The organism is Moorena sp. SIOASIH (assembly GCF_010671925.1).
In the GTDB taxonomy this organism is placed as follows: Bacteria; Cyanobacteriota; Cyanobacteriia; order Cyanobacteriales; family Coleofasciculaceae; genus Moorena.
This window is the reverse complement of record NZ_JAAHIH010000003.1, coordinates 189,421-216,158: the sequence shown is the minus strand read 5'-3', so window position 1 is coordinate 216,158 and position 26,738 is coordinate 189,421. Positions and strand designations below refer to the sequence as shown.

Below are 26,738 nucleotides of genomic sequence, written 5' to 3'. Positions count from 1 at the left end.
TAGTTTGTATATTATGAGGTGATTTTACCCCTAAAATTATCTCGTTTACCAACTAAGTCTTGAATACTTATTTTTTCATTTTTTTCCAATAAATCATAGAAAGCTTTTAGTCTTTCCAATGTGTCAAGCCAATTTTCCATTTCCTTTGCTACTACTGTAGTTTGATCTATCTCGTCGAGAGAAACTATACTGAGGCGATTCCAATCCAGCTTTCCTTTGCCGTGTTTTTCAGCTTTAGCACCTCCCGCACTAGATAGAGGGTTTGCGGTGGCTTCTGTTGACTTCCAGTTATGAACGTATCCCTCGTTACTCGCACCACCTGGAGCAGTTGTTTCTACTCCAACCTCTAGAGCTCCGAATTTTTCTGTAGTTGGAGGTCGAAAAACAATCAGCAAATGTCCGTGGGCTCCATCTGGCAAAATTATATCACTGTTGAAATCTGTCTTACCAATACCACCAACAGCTAAATTTATGCCATAAAGTTCTGTTCCATAAATTTTATTTTTAATTGCTGCTAGCTTTCCTCCCTGCTCTCGAACTTTTTCTTCCTGCCTCGACCTTTTCATAAAGTGTGTACCGAAAGAACGTTTAAACGCTCCGATACTTTCGTCTATTTTTCCTGCTTGAGTTACACCAAGCCAATTGAGTAAGGCATAGGGGTCTCTTACGCCTGCTTCACTTTTTTTCGCTAGCTTAGGAATTACAATATTGACTCTGCCACCATGAGATAGGGCGGTAGCAACATTTTCCGACCACTTCTCATATCTAGGCAAGTTACCCTCGGTTCCAATATCAGTACATTCTTTTAATCCAGCTTGCATGAGTAAAAATACTTTTTTAAGCACCCCTATGGCTTTTGTATGTTTTTCAATCGCCTCACCTAGATCAACCTTCCTACCTTTCGCCTTACCGTATTGATGTATTTCTTGCTGACGCTTCTTGGCTTCTTCAATAATTATGGCTTTTTTATCACTCCCTTTTTCCCCTAATTCAAGGGTATTTTGCCAAACTTGAGCAGTGTTACTCCGAATTTCATCCAGATACTCATTACCTCCTGGCTGATTAGCTTTGAAATGTAAAGCCATTTGATAAGGACGAGTTTTAAATAAGTACTCTTTGTTGAGACTAAGTTCTTGTAATAGTTGAGTGTTTGAGCGGCATAGCCAAGCTAGGCTAGCCACAATTAGTCTTTGATTGGGATGTAGTTTGAGCCAGTCATTCTCACTCTTTTTTCTTAAGTATTCTTTAGCTTCTTCCAAAGAAAACATTTGTAAGCTTTCTAGATATTTCTTGCCCTCTTCATCGTTAGCAATATTTTGAATCACATTTAGCTCATTAATACTTAGGAGCTTATTGACACCTCTTTTTTTGAGGTATATATCTTGAAAGTATTTTTGGAACTGCTTATGAACATCTTTATTGCCGAACCCAAGTTGCTTTAAAACTTCCGGTTTAATTCTCGGCGTTGCTTCCTCCAAGGGTATGTCATGTATTGAAAGCCAATTTGGAGAATCCGTCCATTTTTTCGGGTGTTCTTCTTTCGGGTATTTTTTTTTGCTTGGTGCCCGCTGTAGAGTTTTATTCTGCTCTAAGTGTACCTGGAATGTTGGAGAACTCGGCACACTATCACTCGGAGACTTACACTGGATTTGCCCCCCAGTTTGCTGCACCACATGGGTTAACTCATGGGCAATTAACTCCTGCCCTCCTCGACTCCCAGGGTTGTATTCCCCCTGCCGAAAGAAGATATCTTTACCTGTGGTAAAAGCACGAGCCTGAATGGATTGATTCAACTGGTCAGATTGGGCATCACTGTGAACCTTCACCCGACTAAAATCAGCCCCAAACGACTGTTCCATTGGTTTCCTAATACTCTCGGCGATGGGCATCCCCGACCCCCTTGCCTGTTGGATTGAGCTTTCTAACTTTGGGGTAGCCGCCATTGCACCTTCGTTGGATTGAAGCTGCACCATTGGTTTCCTCATCAGTTCATCTTGCTGACCTTGAGCTTGAATCGAGTCTGGTTGAGTGCTGTGACTAGTAACTGGTGCGTTAATTTGTCTTACTACTTCCGATGCTACTCGGTCGGCTTCTTGTTCATACTTATCCCCAGCTTCACCAATAGTCAGCTTCGCCTGCACTAAATTCCCATCAGACCAATTGCCCCTGAACTCATGGGAAAGTCCCCTAAACATTGGCATTCGCTGGATTGATTGCCCACTAACAGGGGAGACAGTACTCAGCAGAGGATCTTGGGAACGATGAACTTGTCGAGATAAGTCTGGCTGGGATTTAATTAGATTACCTAGTGCTCGGTTGCCGATTATCCCTTGCAGTTCCTCGATGGGGTGGTATGTTGGCTTCCTACTTCCTGATACTATTGACTGATCTCGAGTTAAAGTCTTTCTGGTTTGGCTTAGTCGTAGATTACCCATGAGCTTGACTAAATCTTTAACAGTCACATCATCATGATATAGCCGAATCGCACTGATGAGGTTCACTTTAAGACCGCGCTACATCCGTACCAACGTGGCTTAGCTCTCCTAGTTAACCCAAGCAACAACAGAGCAGGGGTAGGGTGGGCAAATAATGATAGTTGGCAATTTAATCAGGAATCATGTCCATTTGCCCACCCTACAAGAGCGATTGGCCGTAGGCCACGCTACGCGATCGCACTAGTTAACCCAAGCAACAACAGAGCAGGGGTAGGGTGGGCAAATAATGATAGTTGGCAATTTAATCAGGAATCATGTCTATTTGCCCACCCTACAAGAGCGATTGGCCGTAGGCCACGCTACGCGATCGCACTGTAGGCTTGGGTGGGCAAATTATGATAGTTTGGCAATTTAATTAGGAATCATGTCCATTTGCCCACCCTACAAGAGCGATTGGCCGTAGGCCACGCTACGCGATCGCACTGTAGGCTTGGGTGGGCAAATTATGATAGTTTGGCAATTTAATTAGGAATCATGTCCATTTGCCCACCCTACAAGAGCTTCCAGGGTTATATTCCCCCTGCCCAAAGAAGATATCTTTACCTGTGGTAAAAGCACGAGCCTGAATTGATTGATTCAACCGGTCAGATTGGCATCACCGTGCCGAAACGGGAAAATTGTAATCTAAGGCTGAAACCCTTACCCAAACTCAGCTTAGATTGTATTAGATTACAAATCTGCTACTCTACTCTCACATCGCTCTTTGAGCGCCTGATTATAATTGAGATAACCTTGATAACTGATACAATAGACACCTCGCCAAGCTAGATAAGGAATGAGCAGCCCGGAGTTCTTATGTACTTGAGTAAATCGGGTTTGATGTTCGTTAATCGATTCAAACATAAATGAGTGACGAACACTGAACAGAAATGGTGTTCCAAAATGCCCTTGCCAAACGAAGGAATTGGGTAAGTCAATAGATAAAAATTGAGCTTTGATCCAGTGTTGACCAAACTGTTTAAGGTTTTCCTTGAAGCAAATTGTCCCTTCAGCCTCGAACTGTGCGTAAGCCTGAAGTACAAAGGGATTCCAATCTGAGTATGCTTCAAAGTCGGTGACCTGCTCCCATACAAACTTCTGTGGGGCACAGATTACAATTTCAGTTGTCCATCCTGGCATCAGAGACATCCTTTGTCGAATACCTGGCATCTTTGAAGCCTGAGTTATATTCATCGCTTCGATACTATGAAATTGATGTGAATTAAGCTCAATGTAATGCTGTTGTTTAACTATTTACCATACCGAATTTTCCGTTTACCTAACCTATAGGGAACAAAAAACCAGTGCTACCGAAAAATCAGTGGCTAAGATGCTTATTGGGCAAGGATTTCGGCCAAACCGCGTCCAATATTACCGTTTTGGCACGGTGATGCCAGATTGGGTATCACTGTGAACCCTGACTCCACTAAAATCTGCTCCAAACGACTGTTCCATTGGTTTCCGGATACTCTGTGTTAGAGGGAAGAGACACCATTAAAATAGTCTCTATCCGGGTTTTCAGGTTTTCCTATTTAGTTTATTCCTCAAGAGTGAAAACAGAGATTTACGCGCTCCTGGTTTGCCTGTCTTTTTGTCTCTATATTTAGTAGTCTGTCCAGGAACCTGGTTACACTTAAACGCTGTTAGTTCATCGACGTAGTGCTCTTCATCTAGCGGGGTTTCAGGTTTGGCAAAGGACTCGAATCCTTCGGCAATAACTGCGTTGCGCTCTATCGTGTCTTTCCTCCCATCAGTCAGATCCATCAATTTTTGCTCCCACTCGTCTACCGTTCCAACAAAGACCTGGCTTTCTTTTGGCTTCATAAACTGTCCGATAGTAACATCGATAATGTAAGTGCTGCTGTCTATAGTAGCTTTTACAGCGACATGACTCTGACCTGTAAGTATCTCTCGCTTGCCGTCCGTTGTCATTATTCGTCCTCCTTTATCATTCCCCTTTCCCCGCCACCAAACATATTTGGCAAGTTTTACCTCTGTTTGCCCCTCTATAGGGTCAGCCTTTAAATGATGCCATAATTGTTTGGATACTTTTAAGCAATCAGGCTGTGCTGTCGCCCACGGTGACACGCGACTGCTTATTTCTTCTATTTTTTCTGTCGCTCCCTGTAATTGTGCAACCTTGCTATAGCTGGTTTGAGTGGATAAATTGGAAGTGTCCTGATTGAGCTGAACCCCAGAATTTTGATAGTGGTATTGCAAGGCAGTTTTACCCATCTGATCAGCCTCTCGTTCCAAAACCGCATTATCATTAATGGCAACTTCTTGAAACTGCAGAGTCGGTTTTACTCGCCCTTGCTTTTGTTGAACCACATGCCATGCTTCGTGTGGGAGGTGCTTTTCCTGCCCCGGCCCCACATGAATGTCAGTCCCTTGTGTATATGCAGCTGCCTGCAACTGGGCAGGCTTAGCTGAACTATAGTGGACCCTCACATCATCCATCAAGTAGCCAGAAAGGTTTTCAATGCCTGTTTTGAGGCGATCGGGTAAGCCTGTTTGGTTGGGGCGCTGCTCCAGTGATGGATGTTGGCGATTCCCGATCATGTCGCCCTTAGGTTGGATTGCGCGAGGCTGAGGCGATCGCTGCAGGTCATAAATACTCGGTTTCGGCTGAAGTTCCTGGTCTGGTTCTTCCTGACGCTGTACCAAATTCCCATCGGACCAATTGCCCCTTAACTCATGGGAAAGTCCCCTAAACATTGGCATTCGCTGGATTGGTTGCCCACTAACAGGGGAAACACTACTCAACAGAGGATCTTGGGAACGATGAACTTGTCCAGATAAGTCTTGCTGGGATTTAATTAGATTACCCAGTGCTCGGTTGCCGATTATCCCTTGCAGTTCCTCGATTGGGTGGTATGTTGGCTTCCTACTTGCTAATACTATTGACTGATCAGGAGTTAGAGTATTTCTGGTTTGGCTTAGTCGTAGATTACCCATGAGCTTGACTAAATCTTTAACAGTCACATCATCATGATATAGCCGAATGGCACTGATGGGGTTCCCTCCACTCGCTTTTGGCTACAAGATCTGTATCATCAAACCAAGGCAATTCCGCTATCAACCACAGGCCAAGGCTGACTGCTGACTGCTGAATGTAACCCATAAAACTATTTTGGCAAGGGGTCTACTATTAGCGATCGCACTGGAATCTGAATTGTTCTATGATTGAAAGTAAACTATAAAAAGATAACAATGGCAGCCAAAGATAAATTTCATGCTGCGGTTATAATCGCTCTAGAAAAGGAGCAGTGGAAGATTACTGATGATCCGTTGCGACTGGAAGTAGGCGGAACCAAGTTTGAAATTGATTTAGGTGCGGAGCAACTGTTAGCAGCAGAGCGAGGCCAAGAAAAAATTGCTGTTGAGATTAAAACATTCTTGAGTGATTCGCCACTGACAGCTTACCATGCTGCCTTAGGACAGTTTTTGAATTATCGGCTTGCCTTAGAAATCAATGATCCAACTCGGATTCTATATTTGGCAGTGCCTGTGATTGCTTATGAAGCTTTTTTTAAGCGAGAATTTGCACAAATTTCAGTAGAGAGATATCAGATTAAACAAATCATTTATGACCCGAGTCAAGAGGTAATTGTAAAATGGATAACCTAGAGTCTTATCGCAATATCATTCAGTCGTTGTTGACCGATTATGCTGCCATTCCTATCGCTAATGGAGTGATTGATTGCTACACGGTTTTTGATACCAAACAAGACCACTACATGGTAATGACTGTGGGATGGGATGGCTATCGACGGGTCTATGGTTGTGTTTTACATATGGATATTAAGAAGGGAAAGATTTGGATTGAGCAAAATATGACCGAAATGAGAGTAGCCCAAGAACTTGTGGATCGAGGGGTGGCGAAGGACGATATTGTGCTGGGGTTTCAAGCACCAGAATTTCGGCAATATACGGACTATGGTGTTGGATAATTTGTAAGTATTGAGCCGTCAGCCATCAGCTATCAGCTATCAGCTATCAGTGGGGTAGGGTGGGCAAATATTGAAAGTTTGGCAATTTAATTAGGAATCATGTCCATTTGCCCACCTGACAAGTAGGGTAGCAAATATTGAAAGTTTGGCAATTTAATTAGGAATCATCGACCTTTGCCCACCTGACAAGTAGGGTAGCAAATATTGAAAGTTTGGCAATTTAATTAGGAATCATCGACCTTTGCCCACCTGACAAGTAGGGTAGCAAATATTGAAAGTTTGGCAATTTAATTAGGAATCATGTCCATTTGCCCACCCTACAACAGACTAGTATGGTAGGGTGGGCAAATATTGAAAGTTTGGCAATTTAATTAGGAATCATGTCCATTTGCCCACCCTACGAAAGCCTACTAATTTCGAGCATAGATTCATCGCCTTGGCGTATGGATCGTCCATAAGCCAGCACCTCCTCAAATGCCGGTTCATCTTTAAAAGAGCCTGTAATTTGTTGTAGCCAATTCATCGGCTGGGGGGTCGAAACTTGCTTCTGTAACTGCGCGATCGCAGCCTCTATTGCTGTTAGCCTTTCCTCTAGGGAAGTGTTGATTTTCATTTGATTTTTTCCTTAATAAGTTTATCATTATGTTATTATTCAATATAACATAATGATAAACTTATTTGTTAGTTTTTTTCCCTCAACCGAATCTACAATATCGGCGTAAGCACTTGTTTTTTTATGCCATTAATTGTATTATTAACTCGTTTATTTTGAGCAATGCAAATAGATGATGTGTTATATTTCATGCTATAGATGGTGCGTTACATTTTATGCTATAGATGGTGCGTTACATTTCATTAACGCACCCTACAAGATATGCGTTCGCTCCCTACTCCCTACTCCCTACTCCCTACTCCCTACTCCCTACTCCCTATTATTGACTATTGATCTCCTGAACTTATCAACCTCTAAACTATGCTTTCACAAAACCTGAGAATTGTTACTCTGCTCCCCAGTGCCACGGAAATTGTGGCAGCTTTAGGATTAGCTGATGCCATTGTGGGGCGATCCCACGAATGCGACTATCCCGCAACCATCAAAAATCGACCTGTCTGCACCGAGGCCCAAATCAACAGCGACAAACCTAGTGCCGAGATTGATGATGATATAAACAATTTGGTAAAACGTGCCTTGAGTATTTACCAAGTAAAAACTGATGTTTTAGAACAATTGCAACCAACCCACATTGTTACTCAAGATCAATGTGATGTCTGTGCTGTCAACTTCGATGTGGTGGAGAAAGCAGTTGCGAACCTTACTAATAGCCAGCCTCAGATAATTTCCTTGCAGCCAAACATGCTAACTGAGGTTTGGGCAGATATTGAGCGAGTTGCTGTTATCCTGGGAGTAGAGTCACAATCTCTACTGAACCAATTACAGTCTCGCGTCGAAACCTGTAGGCAAAAGACACAAGAAATATCAGAAAATGACCGCCCTACTGTTGCTTGCATCGAGTGGACTGATCCTCTGATGGCTGCTGGTAACTGGATTCCTGAATTAGTGACAATTGCAGGTGGTAATCCTCTGTTTGGGGCTTTAGGTAAACATTCCCCTTATCTGGAATGGGATGCTTTAGTCAAAGCTGATCCAGATGTAATTATTGTAATGCCTTGCGGCTTTGATTTGGAACGCACAAGACAAGAAACCCAACAGATGGCTCACCATTCGCAGTGGTCAAGTTTGCAAGCTGTACGCCAGGGGAAGGTTTTTGTTACTGATGGTAATGCGTATTTCAATCGTCCAGGACCAAGACTAGTCGATTCAGTAGAAATGATAGCGGAAATTTTGCATCCAGACCTGTTCACCTTTGGTTATCAAGGCACTGGCTGGGAACGGTTTGAGGTAGGAAATGCTTAAGAAACTTATCCTGGAAAATTGGAAAAGCTTCCGTTATGCAGAACTCCCGATTGATCCCCTGACTGTGTTAATCGGGACGAATGCTAGTGGAAAATCTAATCTAATTGATGCTTTGGAATTTTTAAAACGAATAGTTTTTGGAAAGGAGATTCGATCGGCTTTGGCAGGGGATGCTGCTTTTCCTGGGATTCGAGGTGGAGTAGAGTGGGCGTCACTCAAGCCAAAATCTAACTTTACCTTGAAAGTTGTGGTTGAGGGAGAAGATGATGAAACCGATTACCTTTATAGTATTACAGTAGAAACCAAACCACTTGTTCAGTTAGCTAATGAATCTCTAATTCGCCTGGTCTATTCACCAGATAGTAATCAAATCCTTAATCAAACTAGTTTGTTCCAAATATCTTATCCTAGAACTCAAGATAAAGGTATTCAGATTAAATTGCTAGAGCAAGAACAATTTTTTTTGATAAATTTCTGGAAAGGTTCTAATTCTATTTTGAGTATACTTAGGGGAATAAACTCTAATGCCGATATTAAAAATATAATTGGAAAGGTTTGTACAATTATAGAAAATATTTTTATTTTTAATCCTATTCCTGGCAGAATGCGGAACTATTCACCCCTTTCTGATCGCATTGAGAGTGATGGCTCTAATATTGCTGGTGTGCTAGCCGCATTACCTAAAGAGCAAAAAGAGGAGTTTGACTCAACGGTGTCTGCTTACTTGAAATATCTGCCAGAACGAGATATACAGGAAGTTTGGGCGGAACCAGTAGGAAAGTTTGGTACAGATGCTATGCTCTACTGTAAGGAAGAATGGAAAGCTGGTCAAACTACAGAAATTGATGCGCGAGGAATGTCAGATGGAACCCTGCATTTCTTAGCAATTATTACCGCACTGATCACACGACCAGAAGGAAGTCAATTAGTAATTGAAGATGTAGACAATGGATTGCATCCATCTCGGTTACATCTGCTTATAACCATGCTAAAAGAAATTGGAGAAAAGAGAAAAATTGACATATTAGTCACTACTCACAATCCTGCTTTGCTAGATGCTTTAGGACCAGAAATGATTCCCTTCGTAGTTGTAGCACACCGGGATTCAGAAACTGGAGAAAGCACACTCACCCTTCTAGAAACTATTGATAATTTACCTAAATTAATGGCATCTGGTTCCTTGGGTAACCTAGTGACTAAAGGAGCTATTGAAAGGAATATTTCTGAGTCTAAGCCACTATAGATATGAGGAAGGTTCTGATTATCGATACATCGATTCTCTGCGTTTACCTAGAAGTTCCTGGAAAAGAGACTTGTGGATCTGGTAATAATAGATGGAATAAACAGCGAGTTGTTGAGCTTTTGGAAAAAGAAGAAAAAGCATCGACAACATTTGTATTACCCTTGGCTGCTATTATTGAAACTGGTAATCATATTGCTCAAGCTAGAACAAAAAGGTATGAAACTGCCCAAGCTTTAGCTGAGATTATGGAAAAAGCAGCAGATGAAAAAACACCTTGGGCAGCTTTCACGGATCAGTCAGTGCTTTGGGACGCTCAAGGACTGAAAAAATTAGCAGTCGAATGGTCTCAACTCGCAGCACAAAAAGTTTCAATAGGTGATGCTACTATCAAAACTGTAGCAGAATTCTACGCAAAAACTGGTTGCCAGGTGGAGATTATTACTGGTGATCATGGACTTAAGGCATACCAACCCACTACACCAGCCCCAACTCCCAGACGCAGGAGAAGTAGATGAGCTGACGGGGTGACAAGTGCGATTAATAATGATTACCTGTCGGTGGGCAGTGCCTAGTTAAGCTATCCAAAGGTTGACAATTGCTCATAGGCACTGCCCACCCTACGATTAATTATGATTACTTTTTTATAGTTAATTGTCTGTCGGTGGGCAGTGCCTAGTCAACCTATCTAAAGGTTGAAAATTTGTCTTATGCACTGCCCACCCTACGATTAATTATGATTACTTTTTTATAGTTAATTGTCTGTCGGTGGGCAGTGCTTAGTCAACCTATTTAATGGTTGAAAATTAGTCATAGGCACTGCCCACCCTACGATTAATTATGATTACTTTTTTATAGTTAATTGTCTGTCGGTGGGCAGTGCCTAGTCAACCTATCTAAAGGTTGAAAATTAGTCATAGGCACTGCCCACTCTACGATTAATTATGATTACTTTTTTATAGTTAATTGTCTGTCGGTGGGCAGTGCTTAGTCAACCTATTTAATGGTTGAAAATTAGTCATAGGCACTGCCCACCCTACGATTAATTATGATTACTTTTTTATAGTTAAGTCCCTGTCGGTGGGCAGTGCCTAGTCAACCTATCCAAAGGTTGACAATTAATCATAGGCACTGCCCACCCTACGATTAATTATGATTACTTTTTTATAGTTAATTGTCTGTCGGTGGGCAGTGCCTAGTCAACCTATCCAAAGGTTGAAAATTAGTCATAGGCACTGCCCACCCTACGATTAATTATGATTAATTATATCAAAAATGTAGACAAATAAAAACTAGTTTATCTTTATTATTATCCCTCTCTCCACACTTCTCACTCTTCCCACACTATCCTCATATTTCGTAATAAAAAAAAATTCCTAAACCCCTTGACATTGGATTAATTTATTTATATATTAATAATATACACAGTTTCAAGGTATAGTTTCCAATGAGCAAAAACATTAATCCCAACCCTGATCAAAATCCGAACTCTGAAAACCCAGGTCGCAAATTTAAAAAAGCCAAGCACATATTGGTCGGTTCTCCTGAAGCGGTTAAGAAGACAATTTATGCCATTTATTCCCTTAAATACGCCTATCCTGATGAGTGGAGCACTCCGGAGCCTACCGGAAAGCCTGGTGAGGTTATGACCTTTTTGATTCGATACTTCTACGTAGACTAGGATAGGAATTTGCCAGGGTTTTACGCCCTGGCGACAATGAATGGAGAAGGTTGTTTTGTGGTCAACTATCAGCGGTCAGCGGTCAGCGGTCAGCCTTGGCCACAAGCCTTTGGCTGATAACTGATAACTGATAGCTGATAGCTGATAGCTGATAGCTGATAACTGATAACTGATAGCTGATAGCTGACTAATTCGATCAGAATGTACTAATTGATCAGGAGTTATCTAGATTTGAGTGCAGCTCAGCTGTACTTGTGGAAGCTTATACCATAGAATTCGGTCAAGCATTGGAGTTAACCAGAGCTTGACCGATTTTTTTTATTCCTATAGTTAGAGGAGTTCTCAATTGTGGGAGTATTTTTGCCAAAGTGAGATGCACCCCTCTAGGTTTTAGGCAATAGGCTTAAGACTATCGTTTGCTAGCCCCGGCTCAAACACGGAGGCTGTCAACTGCTTTGCTTATACCTAAGACCTAATACCATTAGTCTAATCCCTATAATTTATGTTATAATTAGCGTTTTTCTGTTATCCCTCAGTTCATGGGTTATTACCCATTACCTATAGCTATTATAAATAGGTTGTGAACTATCACCAAGGCAGGATGCCAACAATAACAATTATTGTGGGTTTCTGGATGTTCACAAATCGTTTATAAATCCTATATTAATCATTACTAAATAACTCTAGGTAGCCTTCCTAAGGCTATAGCGTTTTCCATAGTTATGAGGTACACAGAATTTTTTCCCTGCTCCCTGCTCCCTGCTCCCTGCTCCCTGCTCCCTAAAACTCAGGATGAGCTACCTCACCCAATTTAAAACCGCTATAGTATTGATTAATCTTGTTTGGTTTTCAGACTTAAGAGTGCCAATTCGATTAAGCCAAATTGGCCTTTATTGACTAAAGTCAGCAAATTTTGTCTTATGGGATTGGCCGTAGGCCACGCTACGCGAACGCACGCCAATTTTTCGGCTTCCAAAACTATGGCAAATTAAGCGTTTATATATAGATAAATACTGGTTAAAGTTTCGCTATTTCCACTCTATATATAAACAAAACAAGTCATATTGGCCACATGATTAATTTCACAATACTTAAACTATTAATTACAAGTATTATGGTCACGGGTTCATAAGGATAGGTTTTTATAAATTAGGACTTACGCATTTGCCCCCTAAATCCCCCAAGTTTGGGGGACTTTTAAGCAGTACCCCCCAGATTTGGGGGGCTAGGGGGGCGAAATAAACTTAACCGCGTAAGTCCTGTAAATCCTATCCACCTACCTAGAGGTAAGGTAGTAAAGTTGTAAAGAGACAGGGATGACAAAAATAAAAATCAGACTATCTAAAAGTCATGACCAGGAATTCGATGTTACATTGATCATATCTAATCAACCAGAAGACCTGAGAGGTTTTTTACCGCCCCAACCACCAGATTTGCAATCATCATTCAATCAATGGCTGTCCGGCTATCGTAGTTTAGAGGGTGTACGCCTCGAATTCAAAAATGTGATTGTTTATTCCGATGTTCAGAGCCAGGCTAAGGAAGTGAGAGCCTTGGTAAATGAATGGCTCAACTTTGCCAGTAGCCAATGGCTGCCGATCCGGGATAAATTAATCGAAGTAGGAAGCCGATGGCAGCCTGCTAAAAAAGAAGAAATGTACATCATCCTTGATTTTCCCGAGGAGAAGTTTATTCAATTAGGTCGTATCCCTTGGCAAGAGTGGGATTTGCTCAAACACTACTATTCAGACTCTGAAATAGCTTTAAGACTTTATGGTAAGCCGGGTCAGACAATTATTACCATTCAAAAATATTGGAAAGTCCGAATTTTGCTGGTTGTGGGCAGGAGTGACAACATCCAAACCAACAACGATATCAAGATAGTTAAAAAGTTAGAGAAAAAAGGAGCAGAGGTTACCGTATTACTTCAGCCTACCAAAAAAAAACTATCGGAAGCACTTTGGCAAGAACCAGGCTACCATATTTTCATCTTTAGTGGTCACAGTAGCTGTGATCAGCAGACGCCAATTAGCTGGCTTGAGTTAAACCAGCAAGACAGAATCAGCATAGAGGATTTTGAAATAGCGTTCGGAAAAGCGATCGCTAAAGGATTGCAGTTAGCTATTTTCAATTCCTGTGATGGTCTTGGATTAGCTCAACAACTAGCTAAGTTGAATCTCCCTCGCAGTATCGTCATGCGAGAATTAGTACCTGATCAGGTAGCGGTAGAATTTTTGGAGCATTTTTTCGAGCAGTTCACCAAAAACAAATCTCTTTTTACGTCTGTCCACATTGCCAGAAAACGTCTGGAGCATTTTAATGACCGTTTTCCCAATGCTACCTGGTTGCCAACACTGTGTATCAGAGAATCAGCATTACATACACGGTTCACATGGAATGAACTCGTAAATTCAATGATTAAGCTACCACCTCGGATTTTTAAATTACTCGCTGCCTTGCTAATTTGGGGAGTAGTTATAGTAAGTTTGAGCTTGATTCCACAGTCTTGCCCTGAAAAAGAAATTTCTTCCTTTCAGTTCCGACAACAAATCTGGAAAATACTGTTCCCTAAAAAATGTCTGGCTTATCTATCCGAGCTTCCTACTCAAAGAGAATGGCGGTATGGCGGTAGCACAACTTGGGCAAGAATCCGCAAAGAGGTAGACGAACGGATTCAAAAGACGCAGCCAAAATTAAAATTGGACTACAAGGAACATCCAACTGAACCACCAGGGTCTGGTACTGGAATAAAAATGTTATTAAACGGGCAGTTAGATTTTGCTCAATCCTCTCGGAGAATCACAGATAAAGAAAGTTACCAGGCCAGACAAAAGGGGTTTACTTTCAGAGAAATCCCCGTCGCCATTAATGCTATTGCTGTAGCCGTTCATCCTAACTTAAAAGTTCGGGGTTTAACAATTAGTCAGCTTAAGGCTATTTATACAGGTAAGATTACCAACTGGAGTGAGGTTGGTGGTCCGAACTTGTCCATAACTCCTTATTCTATAAAAAAAGAAGCTGGGGGTACAGTGAACTATTTTGTGGAAGCTATTTTAGACGGAGAAGAATTTGGCAAAACTGTCGATTTTACCTACAATACAACGGAAGCAATCCGAAAAATTGCTAAGGATCCTGGAGGGATTTACTACGCTTCTGCTGCAGATATTGTCCCCCAATGTACCATTAAGCCTCTGCCTCTTAAAGGAAAAAACAATCATAGGTTTATTGCGCCTTATCAGGAGCCTTTTATTCCCCCATATCAATGTAATCAGCAAAACCGCAACCAGGTCAATAGTGTTGCCTTTAAAAAGGGTATCTATCCAATTACTATTCCATTATTTGTGATTGTCAAAAAAAATGATAAAGCAGAACAAAAAGCCGGAGAAGCTTACATCGATTTGCTGCGGACTGATGAGGGTAAAAAACTGCTAGAAAAAGCGGGTTTTCCTCCTATTGATTAAAGGTATATCGCAAAGGGAATAGGGAACAGGCAAGAGGCAAGAGGCAAGAGGCAAGAGGCAAGAGTGATTAATCTTCGGGTGGGCAGTGCCGATCAAGGGGATGGCAAGCAAAGGAATCTGTCTCAATCACTGCCCACCCTACATGAAACTGAGTCATACTAGCTGCCATCATCTAAATCATCTGTCTCAAGACAGATTTGGCAATTGACCTCAACTATATTTAGCGTCTTTAAGAAAAATTCATCAAAAATTTTTAGCTCTGTCAGGATTTTATGAAAAACTCATGAAAGTTATAGTACTCATTCATCCAAGATTACACGGAACACTAATTGACCAAGGTTAATGCTTACACATGAGTCATACTCAATGGTTAATTATCTATTACCCATATAAATTTATAAATGGGTAATTTACCTACATTTTATTTTTTTATAACCGGTTCATTGCCCCTCTGAAGTATACCTATAGCGTTTGTATTTGAGATGTAAACCTAGGAGCTCTTTTTTTACTGTCTAATAAAACTAAGGATATCTTTCCCCTCCTGGTAGGTGTGAGGGGTGGGTTTCTTTTGCCTTTTGCCTTTTTCAGCAATAATTGTGTTGACAACCCAGATACAGATGCTATATTACTCCGTCAAAATTCAAGTGACAGTTCAACGAAGCCCCGATTAGACACCCTTAACGAAGGCATTAGGGAGCAATAATTAACCCCATTAACCTAACCCATTGCTCTAGGCCTAACACTGAAATTGAAAGACTAATCTAAATTCTGCCCTTGCCTGAATCAAGGCCAGAGGATCCGTAGGTCTACGTACGTACGATTTCAAACTAGGGGTTTTAGATCATTGGGCAACTTTCTACACAATTCCTACATAGTTTAAATCTACTTTATAAAAAGTGACGAGTTAATCGAGATTATAATTCCTATTCCATCATGATACAGTCAACGTTAAAAACTTCTGGCCAGGCAGGGTTCATAAATGAAGCTGCTGTAGTGCAGTTACCGATCCGCCTGAGCACACTCGAAGCAATAGAATTTAAAGAGACCTGTGATCAGCTTCTCCAAAAACCTTATTGTCCTAAGCGTATCATTGCCGACTTTAGTCAGACAGGGTTTATCGATAGTAGTGGAATTGGTGCCTTAGTCAGGAATCACAAAATCGCTCAGCAAAACGGGGTCTCACTCATACTAAGGGGTATAACTACTCCAGTTATGGCTGTGTTGGTCATGACTGGGCTAGACAAAAAATTAAATCTAGACCCCCTAGATAATCTGACCACAATAGCTGTCAATTGCTCAAAGGCTCAGTTGCCAAAAACTCACCCATCTACACGCTCTTGGACTAAGCGATACTTAGATCTAGTGGGGGGAATAGTAGGTTTAGGAATTACGGCCATATTATTTATTCCCATTGCGATCGCGATTAAACTCGACAGTCCTGGCCCGATCTTATTTAGTCAAATTCGCTGTGGTTGGATGGGTAAGCAATTTCGGATCTGGAAATTCCGCTCAATGTATACTGATGCGGAAGCCCACAAATATCGGGTTCAAAATCAGGCTAAGGATGCCAAGATATTCAAAAACGACAATGACCCTAGAATCACCAGGGTGGGTCGGTTTTTGCGGAAAACTAGTTTAGATGAACTACCTCAGTTCTGGAATGTGATTAAAGGTGAAATGAGTTTGGTGGGTACTAGACCACCGGTACCTAAGGAAGTGGAAATCTATGAGGTTCCCGAGTGGCAACGGTTGAATGTTAAACCGGGAATGACTGGAGAGTGGCAGGTGCATGGGCGATCGCAAGTTCGGAATTTTGCAGATATCATTAAACTGGATTTACGCTACCAACGAAACTGGAGCTTAATGTATGACCTTAAGCTCATTATAAAAACAATTTTTATCTTATTATCGAAAAATAGTGGAGCTGTTTAGGATCAAAAAAATATCGGTAAAATTCCGGATACAAATTAAATCTAATGATCAATAGATTAGAGTATTCTCTAGGAATAAGTTTTCCAGTAAACAAGCATGAAAGTTGCCCTATTTCATGATTATCTAACGCAAAATGGAGCCCAACGGGTATTTGAACTGCTTGATAAGCGCTTGCCTAGTGCTGATGTGTTCACATCCTTGTATGATGCCCAGAACACCATTGACCTAGGTGAGCGCCTAGTGTATATAGCGCTACGCGCAAGTCAGAAGTCAGAAGTCAGAAGTCAGAAGTCAGCTAGACTCACGTTTCGGAGTTTAGGAGCGATGCAGCGCGGTCTTGGGGAGGCAGTGCGGTCTTGGGGGTTCCCCCCATGAGCAACTGCCGTGGTTTCCCCCACTCGCTATTGCATCAAGACAATGTCAAACATCTCAATGCATAGTGCTATACTACTGGAATTCAGCTTTCTAGCAAAAGGAGCCTCACATCTCAATGCGTAGCATGAGTGTGAGAGGAATTTTGCACAGAGTATGCACGGGAGTGAGAGACGAGCTATAAAACTTCTGAGCAACTCTGAGTAAGTCATTCCTCTCCTGTCGGTCTCTTCCTGTAACTGCCTTTTTTCAAATTCGGTAACTCTAACTACCAGCTTTTAATTTTTCATTATGGATTGACACTTGTCGCTACGAATGCTATATTAATAATAGGTCGAGAAACAGGAATTGACAACAATGAGAACAGCATATCAATATCGGTTAAAGTTATCAAAATCACAGGAAGTAGAAATAGAAAGATGGCTTGACATGCTGCGTTGTCAGTATAATTATTTGCTTGCCGATAGATTTAACTGGTACGAGCAAAATCGCTGTTCTATCAATTCCTGTCCTCTTATCTGCTATTTACCAGTCTTAAGAGATAATCCCGACTATTTCTATCAAAAGAAAACTTTACCTCAATTAAAAAAGGATAGGCATTGGTACAAGGCTATCCACGCCAATGTCTTACAAGATTGCGTCAAGAGAGTAGACCTGGCATTTAAAAGGTACTTAAAAGGCGACTCCAATGGCAAAAAAAGTGGCAGACCTAGATTTAAGAGCAAAAATAGTTACAAATCCTTAACTTTTTCCGCTTTCTCAAAAGAACCTATTCAAGGAAATAGATTAAATCTACCTAAATTTGGATGGGTAAAGATGGTTTATCATCGACCTATCCCAGACGGATTTAAAATCAAAACTGCTACAGTTACACGTAAAGCCGATGGATATTATGTAACATTGTCTCTACAGGATAACACTGTCCCTAAAGTGATTCCACTAGAGCAAGTATCAAAACCTATTGGCATAGACATGGGTCTTAAATCATTTTTGCTCAAGTCAGATGGTTCGGAGGTGCCAATTCCTCAGTACTATCGAAAAGCTCAAAAGCGACTAAAGAAGATCCAAAAAGCTGTTAGTAGATCCAAGAAAGGTAGTAACAATAGAAGAAAGGTTGTAAGTAAACTAGGTAAAGCTCACAAAAAGGTTGCTGATACTCGAAAAGACTTTCATTTTAAAACAGCAAAAGAGTTGCTAGACAACCACGACTTAGTTGCTCATGAGAAGTTAAATATTAAAGGTTTAGCTAAAACTAAAATGGCTAAATCTATTCTTGATGCTGGGTGGGGTCAATTTCTGTCAATTTTATCAACCAAAGCCGAGAATGCTGGGTTAGTCACGGTTGCAGTAAATCCTCGAAATACTAGCCAAAACTGTTCTAACTGCGGAACAAAAGTACCAAAAAAACTAAAAGACCGCATCCATTTTTGTCCTCACTGTGGATACACAGAAAACCGTGATGTGAATGCGGCGATCAATATATTGAAGTTGGCGGTGGGGCATCCCGTCGGTAATAAAGCTTCCCGAGTATCCGAACCAATAGGTGGAGTTGGGAAGAAGCCTACACTGAACCTGCAAAGGTCAGTGTAGGAGTATGTCACAACATTCTAGATAGATGTACAGAGTCCAAATGTAAAGAAAAATAACAATAATCGAGTTTCAGCTTTCAACTACAACTTGTTGATTATACTTAGATAAAGGTATGTTTTAAGGGCAATCAAACATACCTAACGGGAAAAGGTTTTTCTATATCAATTCCATCTTTACAGGGCAATATCTACCAATAAACTAGCTTCGCTAAATGGTGTGATTATTGGGAGAAAACATAAAAAATATGAAATTAATAACGAAGTATCTGTATTAGAGGATATTTTCAAGGTTTCATAGACTATAGCACTAGGAATTAAGGTGTTTGACATTGATACAAGCTGAAAAACTGTTTTAGTCAACTTTTGCCTTTTGCCTTTTGCCTCTTGCCTTGCGCGTAGCGCTATACCTCCAAGCCATTCAATGACATGGAAATAAGAAGACATTCAGCCATTTAAATCAAAGCTTGTAAGTAAACAAAGCTACTTTGAAAATATACTCTTCCAGACTTATGTTGCCATTTACTAAAGTTTTAGGTGACAGGGAATCTAATTGGTTTTCCTACGTCGCTTATGGGTTAGGGATTCGGTCAGTGCTACCGATTCCGGAGTTTGTGCCCGCAGAGGATAAGAGCGATGTCACTATCACTATCGATCAGGTGCGTTCTGTGTTTGACTATGTACCTCAGGAGGTAATCGAGCAGCCCTTGGCACTTCAAGTAGAAAGGGAGGAAGCAGTCGTCTATATCAAGGAGGTAGCTGTGTTTTTGGTGCAGGGGGGATGCGAGATTGTCGTCATTCCAGCACCGGATGTGGATGAGTTAAAGCTGCGACTGGCGTTGGTGGGTACGGTAATGGCGATTTTGCTGCAACAGCGAGGGGCGTTAGTGCTTCATGCTAGTGCGGTAGAAATGGATGGCAAAGCTGTTTTGTTCTTGGGCAACTCTGGTGAGGGAAAGTCAACGATTGCTGCGGCATTGCAGGCCCAGGGATATGCCGTTGTTGCCGATGATGTGGCTCCAGTGAGCTGGGAGGAGGGCAAAGCTATGCTTGCGCCTGGATTTCCTCAAATTAAGCTCAGTCGCGAGGTGGCGGAGGTGCTTGGGTATGATTGGGAGTCGTTATGGCAGCTGCACCCAAAGTTAGAAAAGCGGGGTTTGCGCTTAGGGCAAAATTTTCCGCAAAAATCGTTGCCGATTAGTCGGATTTATCTCTTGGCTTCTGGATCCGAGATCAAGTGCGAGCCAATGAAAAAGCAAGCAGGGCTAATAGCTCTAATGCAGCATTCGGAGTTGATGAAGTTATTTAGTTCTGGGGAGGTGATGCAGTTTGAAAGGTGCGCCAGCCTTGCTAAATCTTGCAAAGTTGTTTATTTACAGCGGCCTCGCAACTTGAGCTTGTTATCAAAGTTGATCAAGGTCGTGGAAGAAGATGTTGGCAGTTCTTTACTGCTGACAAAGAAGAGTTCTTTGGCTTGTTGAATTGTTCAAACAAAAGGAGTGAATGAGATGAAACAGGAATGGAATACACCAAAGCTAGAAATTTATGGTGCAGTTGAAGAGGTGACGGAAGTTGGTGTTAAGGATATCGCGAATGGCGTAGCGGGAGCTGTAAAGATCGGTAAGTTTCTTTTGCCTAAGGGATTTGGTCTATTTGCGAGTCTCACTGGACTTTGATTGGATTCAGTAATGTTTTGAGCGACTTCAGTCGCTCAAAAGTGACCCAATATCTTTACAGATTAGGAGAAGCAAGGTGAAACTATTTTCTTCGCAAAAAAATTTCAGTAAGGCGATACCAGTTCTCGGTGCAGCAGGGTTAAGCGCGATCGCGCTTCTGGGTGTGGCGAAACCTGCGAAGGCTTTCAATATTAACAAAGGCTCTGATTATTTCCAGTCACCAGCTGGTGAATCAGGCTTCTTTTTCGATGACATTGGTTTTGTACTCCTGGATGGTAAACCCATCCCAGGTTTCCCAGGAAACACAGATACCGTTGTACAGCGTAAAAAAAACGCAATTTTTGATTACGATGGAGATGGTTTCCTAGAGAGAACAGAAGATACTATTCCAATTGAAATGACCCATCTATCTTTAATGGGTACAGACGCTGGCTTAGATTTTATGGTAACACTTGACGACCGGGATATGAACGAAGATGGGATGCGGGATAATTTAACAACCGGAAAAATGACGATTCGGCATAATATAAATGCTGATCATACTTTTAATGACAGTGGAATAGTACAGGGAACATTTGATTCCTTCCTCAACGTTTTTTATAAGGTTGAGGCCACTCCGATTGGAGGCGGGCAAAAGCAAATTTTTTACGATAATTTCCTGATTTATAATATTGGTGCTGAGTGGACACATACTCCTTCTCCTAGGGAATTATTAGTCCGTGGGCCTATTGGAGACCACGATGCTAATTGTCATAAAGAAAATGGTCCAGGATGTGATCCTGGAGACTTCTTTGTAGTTGGAAAGGTTAAACACTATAAAAAAGATGGGGTTAAACACTATAAAAAAGATGGTGTAAAACACTATAAAGAAGATGGTGTAAAACACTATAAAAAAGATGGTGTAAAACACTATAAAAAAGATGGTGTAAAACACTATAAAGAAGATGGTGTAAAACACTATAAAGAAGATGGTGTAAAACACTATAAAGAAGATGGTGTAAAACACTATAAAGAAGATGGTGTAAAACACTATAAAGAAGATGGTGTAAAACACTATAAAGAAGATGGTGTAAAACACTATAAAGAAGATGGTGTAAAACACTATAAAGAAGATGGTGTAAAACACTATAAAGAAGATGGTGTAAAACACTATAAAGAAGATGGTGTAAAACACTATAAAGAAGATGGTGTAAAACACTATAAATATGGTATTGAACACTATAAAGATCAGACAGTGGGACATACTACAAAGGCAGTTCCTGAACCATTAACCATTCTTGGTTCTGGGATGGCATTGGTTATTGGTGGATTACTCAAAAAAAATCATCGCTCACGTTTGAAGAAATCTTAAAGCCAACAATTTTTGGCGTTGCTGAATCAAGGAATGAATGCGTGATTATCTGGTTTTGTTACAGCCCCCGTTGAGCTAAATCTCTAAAAAAGCGAAGGATCCGCGCTTTTCCCCCCAAAATTGGGGGGTTAGGGGGGCGGGGGAAGCAAGAGAGTTTTGTCACCCCCCCCGGTGCGCTTAACCCGTAATTAAATTCGCCACGGGTCGCACCGCAAAATTGGGCACAATCATACCCAAAATCAGCAACGCTCACATGCTCGAGAATGTGATCACGAACTGCTTCTTCTATGCCTGCGTTGGGTTTGAACCTGTTCGAGATCTGTTCCTAGAGCAAAGCGGCAATTGCTCGGGCGTGAGCTTTGATTTGGGCATGTTTCTCAGCATCCATTACCACCACTCATCTGATCTATGGTCAACTTTTCAAAGCTTAGCTCTGATTGCTCAAAACAGAATTTCAGTATTTATACTGGCTGCCAAATCGGTATGCACTGAGCTCTAATAATACCTTAAAACTCAACAGTTGATCGTGATTGCAAGCCGATCATTGCTAAGAATAATACTGCCAATTTTAATGACAAAAGCATCTATAATTGTCGGAACAAAAAACTGCTTTTGGTGGAACATTTGATTTCTGTAAAGCCTGAATAAACCTAAATTTAAACCTGAATAAACCTGCAATTTTTAATGATTTTTGCTGTTACAAATTGAAATAATCTAAATCCTTACCTGAATAAGGAGGCCATTGTGCGCCATTATTTTTTTACCCAATCACACCCTAGTGAACGTGATGCCATCCTAGCTTTTCAAGCAGAGGTTACTCATCCACAAACCTCTGTTCCAGTAATTTCTAAGTGGGGAAACTTGCGTCAGAAATTGTTTGGCATCGACCCTAAGGAGACCACTTTTGTCCAAAGAGGATTTCGGCCTGGAAATGTTCAAGCACAACAGCAATTAGAACACATCGGTTACACATTTTTACAGGGCTATCATGCTGCTCTTGCAGATCATAAACCAGATACCCTTGCACTCCGCTTAAATACCATTGAGGCTGAGTGGCGTGGGTTTGCCTTTGAAGGCGCAGCCATGGGGTTAGCGTTGTTGGACGCCTTAACCCCCTGGCAACAAAATCGGCTGGCAAAATTTATGGCCGGTCCCGGTGCCGCCCATATCTACATGGTCCATGTGGGAGCAGGCTGGATACTGGCTCGACTACCTTGGCGACGTCCTGTGTATCTTACTCAGCTTAACTGCAGGGCAAATGCACAATCCAAAATCCAAAATGCCAAAGCAATTGATCCGTTGCTGGGTTGGTTGGCCATTGACGGTTATGGCTTCCATGAAGGCTATTTTAACTGGCCTCGCAGTGTGGAACAAAAGACCATTCCCAAAAAACTTTCTGGCTACGCCCGTCGAGTGTTTGACCAAGGTCTGGGTAGAAGTCTTTGGTTTGTCTGTGGGGCAGATTGTAGTCATATTCCCCGGAAAATCAGTACTTTCGATGCTAAGAGACACGCAGATCTTTGGAGTGGGGTTGGTTTGGCTTGTGCCTACGCTGGGGGTGTGGATCCGGCTGCTATCGAAGCTTTAAAATCAGCTGCCGGGAAGTACCAACCTCACCTTGCTCAGGGGGCAGCGTTTGCCGCTAAGGCTCGTCAAAAAGCAGGCAACCCCACTGCTCATACAGAGATAGCGTGTCAGATCTTGTGTGGCATGGGTGCTGGTGCTGCAGCGGAAGTTACAGATCAAGCCCTGGAAAATTTGCCCCCTGTTTCATCTCCCCAAATTGGCCTTGAAGGTAAACAAGAAGGAGCAGAACCAGCTTACGAAATCTGGAAACAGCGTATTCAATCGCACTTTTCACGGGAGATGAAACCATGAGAATTCTATTACAGTTTCTGCAAGATCAGGCGAAACGACTGGTCGCAATTACCTTGATCTGCAGTTTATTCTGGTTTACCCGCTTGCCCAGTTTGTCGGCAACTGAAAGAAACTCGATGGCATCTCGTTTTCACTTTACCCGTCTGCCATTGCCAGAGCTGGCCTCATCAACCTCTAAATCAATCCGCTCAGTTCACCCTAGCTTAGAACAGCATTCGGCATGGATTTCCTCAGTAGGGGCTGCGATCGCACTCAATGATTTAGATAATGATGGTCTACCCAATGATGCCTGCCACGTGGATCCCAGAACTGATCAAGTGATTGTATCACCAGTACCAGGCACAGGCGATCGCTATGCCCCTTTTGCCCTGACACCAACCGCAGTTCCCTATGACTCACAAACAATGGCACCGATGGGCTGTCTATTCCATGACTTCAATGAAGATGGACAGACCGATGTACTGGTTTACTACTGGGGTAGGACTCCAGTTGCATTTCTAAAAAAGGCAAGGCTGGAAGGGACTAGGGCGTGTTTTCAAAGTTTTCCGCAAGATGATGATCCCCCCCAGCCCCCCTTAATAAGGGGGGAGCCATACTCAAAGTCCCCCGAGCGAGGGATTGCTCGCTCGGGGGATAATGGGGGATCTCCGAGTTTGAAGACATGCCCTAGCCCCTTGAATGCACTGAGTTATGTTCAACAAGAAATTGATACTAGTGGAGAGCGTTGGTATACCAATGCAGCCACCTTTGCTGACCTTGATGGAGACAGTCACTATGATATCATCATCGGTAACTATTTTCAAGATGGTGCTCGCATTCTAGATACCCATGGCTCAGGGACAGAATCCATGCAGCATTCTATGACCCGAGCATACAACGGGGGTCGAAATCATATCCTCCGGTGGACAGAAGCAACCGTAGGGGCTCTACCAAGGGTTAAGTTTCAAGACATTACCGGGGTGATGGATCAGAACGTGGCTCACGCCTGGACTCTGGCGGTGGGAACTGCAGATTTAGATGGAGATCTGCAACCAGAAATCTATTTTGCTAACGATTTTGGACCTGATCGGCTACTCCATAATCGTTCCCGACCTGGCCACTTAGAATTTGCCCTGCTAGAAGGACAAAAAGGGTTGACGACTCCTAATTCTAAGGTATTAGGCAAAGATTCTTTTAAGGGAATGGGGGTAGATTTCGGTGATGTCAATGGAGATGGATTACTAGATATCTACGTCAGCAACATTGCCGATGAGTATGCACTAGAAGAAAGTCACTTTCTATTTACCAGTACTGGCAAATTAGAGGATATCAACCAAGGGATTGCTCCATATGTTGATCGCAGTGAGCCCCTGGGAGTATCTCGCAGTAGCTGGGGTTGGGAAACAAAATTTGGTGATTTCGATAACGACGGTGAATTGGAGGCACTTCAAGCAACGGGCTTTGCCAAAGGAACGATTGATCGATGGCCTGAGTTACATGAACTCGCCATGGGTAACGATGAACTGTTGAGCCATGCCAATATCTGGCCTCGCTTCCAGTCTGGGGATGATCTAAGTGGTCAGGCCCACAACCCATTTTTTGTTCGGGCAAAGGATGGTCGGTATTACGACTTGGCCAAAAACTTAGGGCTGGCTACACCCCAAGTAACACGGGGAATTGCCACAGCAGATGTGGATGGGGATGGGGATTTAGATTTTGCGATCGCAAATCAGTGGGACCCCTCCTATTTCTATCGCAATGACAGCAATGGTACCGCTGGTGCTGCACTCAACTTAAAGCTTTTACTACCTGTTCCTTCTAATCCTTTGTCGGTAGGAAGACCCGCTATCGGTGCAGCTGCCATTGTCCAACTTCCCAATGGGCGGTCTTTAGTAGGGCAAGTTGATGGCGGCAATGGACATTCGGGGGCTCGCAGTTCTGAGCTGCACTTTGGGTTAGGCCAAGTTCAGGCCACCGGCTCTCTGCCTGTAGAACTTCATTGGCGTGGGAGTAATGGCCAGGCTCAGCAAGCAACCATGAATTTATCTCCCGGATCTCACACGTTGATTTTGGATGAGGATAACTTGCTGACCTATGTTAACCCCACAAACCTGGCGTTGCTGAATTTAGGAATGAATGCGCGATCATCTGGTTTTATTCAAGCCCCCTAAATCCCCCAATTCTGGGGGACTTTGACAGTTTTTTCCCCCCAGAATTGGGGGGCTAGGGGGGCGAAACGATACCCAGAATCAGCAACGCCCAAATTTTATTGCAGTGGTAGAGGAAAAATAGCCTATGAATGCACAATCCAAATGGTATCACACTAATCGTCTGGGCGGCTTACGACGGTTTGCGATCGCAATTACAGTCTTGAACGTGCTGGGTCACACCGTTCTAGGGTTCGAGCAATCTTGGATACAACCTTTAGTTGCTCTTGCCACAGCCTATAGTGTTGAAATTCTTCTGGAATTGTTGGATAGCTGGAGCAACGCTCACCGTCCTCGGTTCTTAGCAGAAGGAAACCGTGGAACCCTCTTTTCCCAACAATTCATTGATTTTCTGTTGCCCGCTCACATTACCGGCTTAGCGGTAGCAATGCTTCTCTATGCAAACGAACAGCTGTTGCCCATCGCCTTTGCCACCACAGTTGCCATAGCCTCAAAAGCTATTTTCCGGGTACCTGTGGGCAACAAAACCCGACACTTTCTGAATCCTTCTAACTTTGGTATTACCCTGACGTTGCTCCTATTTCCCTGGGTTGGCATTGCCCCTCCCTATCAATTTACTGAAAACCTGCTTGGCTGGAGTGATTGGCTACTCCCGGGCTTGATAATTTGTTCGGGAACGTTTCTCAATGCCCGCTTTACAGGCAAACTCCCACTGATTTTGAGTTGGGTTGGGGGCTTTATTATACAAGCCTGCTTGAGGAGTTGGATGTTTGACACACCCCTGCTTGCTCCCCTGATGCCTATGACAGGAGTTGCGTTTGTGCTTTTCACCTTCTACATGATATCCGATCCGGGAACAACCCCCATCAAGCCTCTGAATCAGATCATTTTTGGGGGTTGTGTTGCAGCAACATATGGTCTTTTAATGCTGAATCACATTGTATTCGGTTTCTTCTTTGCATTGACCCTTGTGTGTGGGGCCAGGGGTTTAGTTTTGCTCAGAGAAAGTCTTGCTCAACCAGCCTCATCAACCCGCGTTTTAGTCCCTTCAACCATTACTGGGGAGGTCTAA

23 protein-coding genes and 1 pseudogene are annotated in these 26,738 nt (G+C 42.5%); 17 read left to right on the top strand and 7 right to left on the bottom strand.

Features of this window, described 5'->3' with window-relative positions:
* Nucleotides 1-11 precede the first annotated feature (11 nt).
* Nucleotides 12-2,501 (bottom strand): DUF4157 domain-containing protein, encoded by a 2,490-nt coding sequence (locus F6J90_RS16050; RefSeq protein WP_293095380.1) that lies wholly within the window; start codon nt 2,499-2,501, stop codon nt 12-14.
* 220 nt (nt 2,502-2,721) lie between these two features.
* Between F6J90_RS16050 and F6J90_RS16045 the strand changes: the two genes are divergently transcribed.
* Nucleotides 2,722-2,850, top strand: coding sequence for a hypothetical protein (locus tag F6J90_RS16045; protein ID WP_293095377.1), 129 nt, complete (start codon nt 2,722-2,724; stop codon nt 2,848-2,850).
* Between the two features lie 117 nt (nt 2,851-2,967).
* Here the strand turns inward: F6J90_RS16045 and F6J90_RS43605 are convergent, their stop codons facing one another.
* The 4 genes and pseudogenes from F6J90_RS43605 to F6J90_RS16035 form a co-directional block, all read right to left on the bottom strand.
* A complete protein-coding gene (locus F6J90_RS43605) occupies nt 2,968-3,075 on the bottom strand; it encodes a DUF4157 domain-containing protein (protein ID WP_365972994.1) in 108 nt (35 codons plus the stop codon).
* An 89-nt stretch (nt 3,076-3,164) separates the two neighbouring features.
* Nucleotides 3,165-3,668, bottom strand: coding sequence for an SRPBCC domain-containing protein (locus tag F6J90_RS16040; protein WP_293095375.1), 504 nt, complete (start codon nt 3,666-3,668; stop codon nt 3,165-3,167).
* Nucleotides 3,669-3,845: 177 nt separating this feature from the next.
* Nucleotides 3,846-3,944 (bottom strand): annotated as a pseudogene (locus F6J90_RS43600) (DUF4157 domain-containing protein); the annotation flags it as partial.
* Nucleotides 3,945-3,992: 48 nt separating this feature from the next.
* Complete coding sequence (locus tag F6J90_RS16035; RefSeq protein ID WP_293095373.1) at nt 3,993-5,459, bottom strand: DUF4157 domain-containing protein; 1,467 nt, start codon at nt 5,457-5,459, stop codon at nt 3,993-3,995.
* A 228-nt stretch (nt 5,460-5,687) separates the two neighbouring features.
* Between F6J90_RS16035 and F6J90_RS16030 the strand changes: the two genes are divergently transcribed.
* Nucleotides 5,688-6,104: a XisH family protein gene (locus F6J90_RS16030; protein WP_293095371.1), complete on the top strand. Its 417-nt coding sequence runs from the start codon at nt 5,688-5,690 to the stop codon at nt 6,102-6,104.
* The gene (locus tag F6J90_RS16025; protein WP_293095368.1) at nt 6,092-6,427 is read left to right on the top strand and encodes a XisI protein; all 336 of its coding nucleotides are present in this window, start codon (nt 6,092-6,094) and stop codon (nt 6,425-6,427) included. The genes F6J90_RS16030 and F6J90_RS16025 overlap by 13 nt, the downstream gene beginning before the upstream one ends.
* 397 nt (nt 6,428-6,824) lie before the next feature.
* Here the strand turns inward: F6J90_RS16025 and F6J90_RS16020 are convergent, their stop codons facing one another.
* On the bottom strand, nt 6,825-7,040 hold the full coding sequence (locus F6J90_RS16020; RefSeq protein ID WP_293095365.1) for a hypothetical protein: 216 nt from the start codon (nt 7,038-7,040) through the stop codon (nt 6,825-6,827).
* 360 nt (nt 7,041-7,400) lie between these two features.
* On the opposite strand from F6J90_RS16020, the gene F6J90_RS16015 reads away from it, so the two are divergent.
* The 5 genes from F6J90_RS16015 to F6J90_RS15995 all read left to right on the top strand — a co-directional run bounded on the left by F6J90_RS16015 (nt 7,401) and on the right by F6J90_RS15995 (nt 14,724).
* Complete coding sequence (locus F6J90_RS16015; protein WP_293095362.1) at nt 7,401-8,342, top strand: cobalamin-binding protein; 942 nt, start codon at nt 7,401-7,403, stop codon at nt 8,340-8,342.
* Complete coding sequence (locus F6J90_RS16010) at nt 8,335-9,585, top strand: AAA family ATPase (protein WP_293095359.1); 1,251 nt, start codon at nt 8,335-8,337, stop codon at nt 9,583-9,585. The genes F6J90_RS16015 and F6J90_RS16010 overlap by 8 nt, the downstream gene beginning before the upstream one ends.
* A 2-nt stretch (nt 9,586-9,587) precedes the next feature.
* Nucleotides 9,588-10,100 (top strand): hypothetical protein, encoded by a 513-nt coding sequence (locus F6J90_RS16005; protein WP_293095356.1) that lies wholly within the window; start codon nt 9,588-9,590, stop codon nt 10,098-10,100.
* Between the two features lie 929 nt (nt 10,101-11,029).
* The gene (locus F6J90_RS16000) at nt 11,030-11,263 is read left to right on the top strand and encodes a hypothetical protein (protein ID WP_293095353.1); all 234 of its coding nucleotides are present in this window, start codon (nt 11,030-11,032) and stop codon (nt 11,261-11,263) included.
* A 1,316-nt stretch (nt 11,264-12,579) separates the two neighbouring features.
* A complete protein-coding gene (locus F6J90_RS15995; RefSeq protein WP_293095350.1) occupies nt 12,580-14,724 on the top strand; it encodes a substrate-binding domain-containing protein in 2,145 nt (714 codons plus the stop codon).
* Here the strand turns inward: F6J90_RS15995 and F6J90_RS15990 are convergent.
* Nucleotides 14,692-14,850 (bottom strand): hypothetical protein, encoded by a 159-nt coding sequence (locus F6J90_RS15990; protein ID WP_293095347.1) that lies wholly within the window; start codon nt 14,848-14,850, stop codon nt 14,692-14,694. The genes F6J90_RS15995 and F6J90_RS15990 overlap by 33 nt on opposite strands.
* 807 nt (nt 14,851-15,657) lie before the next feature.
* On the opposite strand from F6J90_RS15990, the gene F6J90_RS15985 reads away from it, so the two are divergent.
* The 9 genes from F6J90_RS15985 to F6J90_RS15945 all read left to right on the top strand — a co-directional run bounded on the left by F6J90_RS15985 (nt 15,658) and on the right by F6J90_RS15945 (nt 26,738).
* Nucleotides 15,658-16,656: a sugar transferase gene (locus tag F6J90_RS15985; RefSeq protein ID WP_293095344.1), complete on the top strand. Its 999-nt coding sequence runs from the start codon at nt 15,658-15,660 to the stop codon at nt 16,654-16,656.
* Between the two features lie 96 nt (nt 16,657-16,752).
* Nucleotides 16,753-17,031 carry a hypothetical protein gene (locus F6J90_RS15980; protein ID WP_293095341.1) on the top strand — a complete coding sequence of 93 codons (279 nt, stop codon included), beginning with the start codon at nt 16,753-16,755 and terminating at the stop codon, nt 17,029-17,031.
* 354 nt (nt 17,032-17,385) lie between these two features.
* Nucleotides 17,386-18,618 (top strand): transposase, encoded by a 1,233-nt coding sequence (locus tag F6J90_RS15975; protein ID WP_293095338.1) that lies wholly within the window; start codon nt 17,386-17,388, stop codon nt 18,616-18,618.
* Between the two features lie 484 nt (nt 18,619-19,102).
* On the top strand, nt 19,103-20,095 hold the full coding sequence (locus F6J90_RS15970; RefSeq protein WP_293095336.1) for a hypothetical protein: 993 nt from the start codon (nt 19,103-19,105) through the stop codon (nt 20,093-20,095).
* A 27-nt stretch (nt 20,096-20,122) separates the two neighbouring features.
* The gene (locus tag F6J90_RS15965; RefSeq protein ID WP_293095333.1) at nt 20,123-20,290 is read left to right on the top strand and encodes a hypothetical protein; all 168 of its coding nucleotides are present in this window, start codon (nt 20,123-20,125) and stop codon (nt 20,288-20,290) included.
* Nucleotides 20,291-20,366: 76 nt separating this feature from the next.
* Nucleotides 20,367-21,641, top strand: coding sequence for a PEP-CTERM sorting domain-containing protein (locus tag F6J90_RS15960; protein ID WP_293095330.1), 1,275 nt, complete (start codon nt 20,367-20,369; stop codon nt 21,639-21,641).
* A 744-nt stretch (nt 21,642-22,385) separates the two neighbouring features.
* On the top strand, nt 22,386-23,519 hold the full coding sequence (locus tag F6J90_RS15955; protein WP_293095327.1) for a DUF1702 family protein: 1,134 nt from the start codon (nt 22,386-22,388) through the stop codon (nt 23,517-23,519).
* Nucleotides 23,516-25,669, top strand: a complete 2,154-nt coding sequence (locus F6J90_RS15950; RefSeq protein ID WP_293095324.1) for a CRTAC1 family protein — start codon at nt 23,516-23,518, stop codon at nt 25,667-25,669. Before F6J90_RS15955 ends, F6J90_RS15950 begins: the two co-directional genes overlap by 4 nt.
* A 124-nt stretch (nt 25,670-25,793) precedes the next feature.
* Nucleotides 25,794-26,738, top strand: a complete 945-nt coding sequence (locus F6J90_RS15945) for a hypothetical protein (protein WP_293095322.1) — start codon at nt 25,794-25,796, stop codon at nt 26,736-26,738.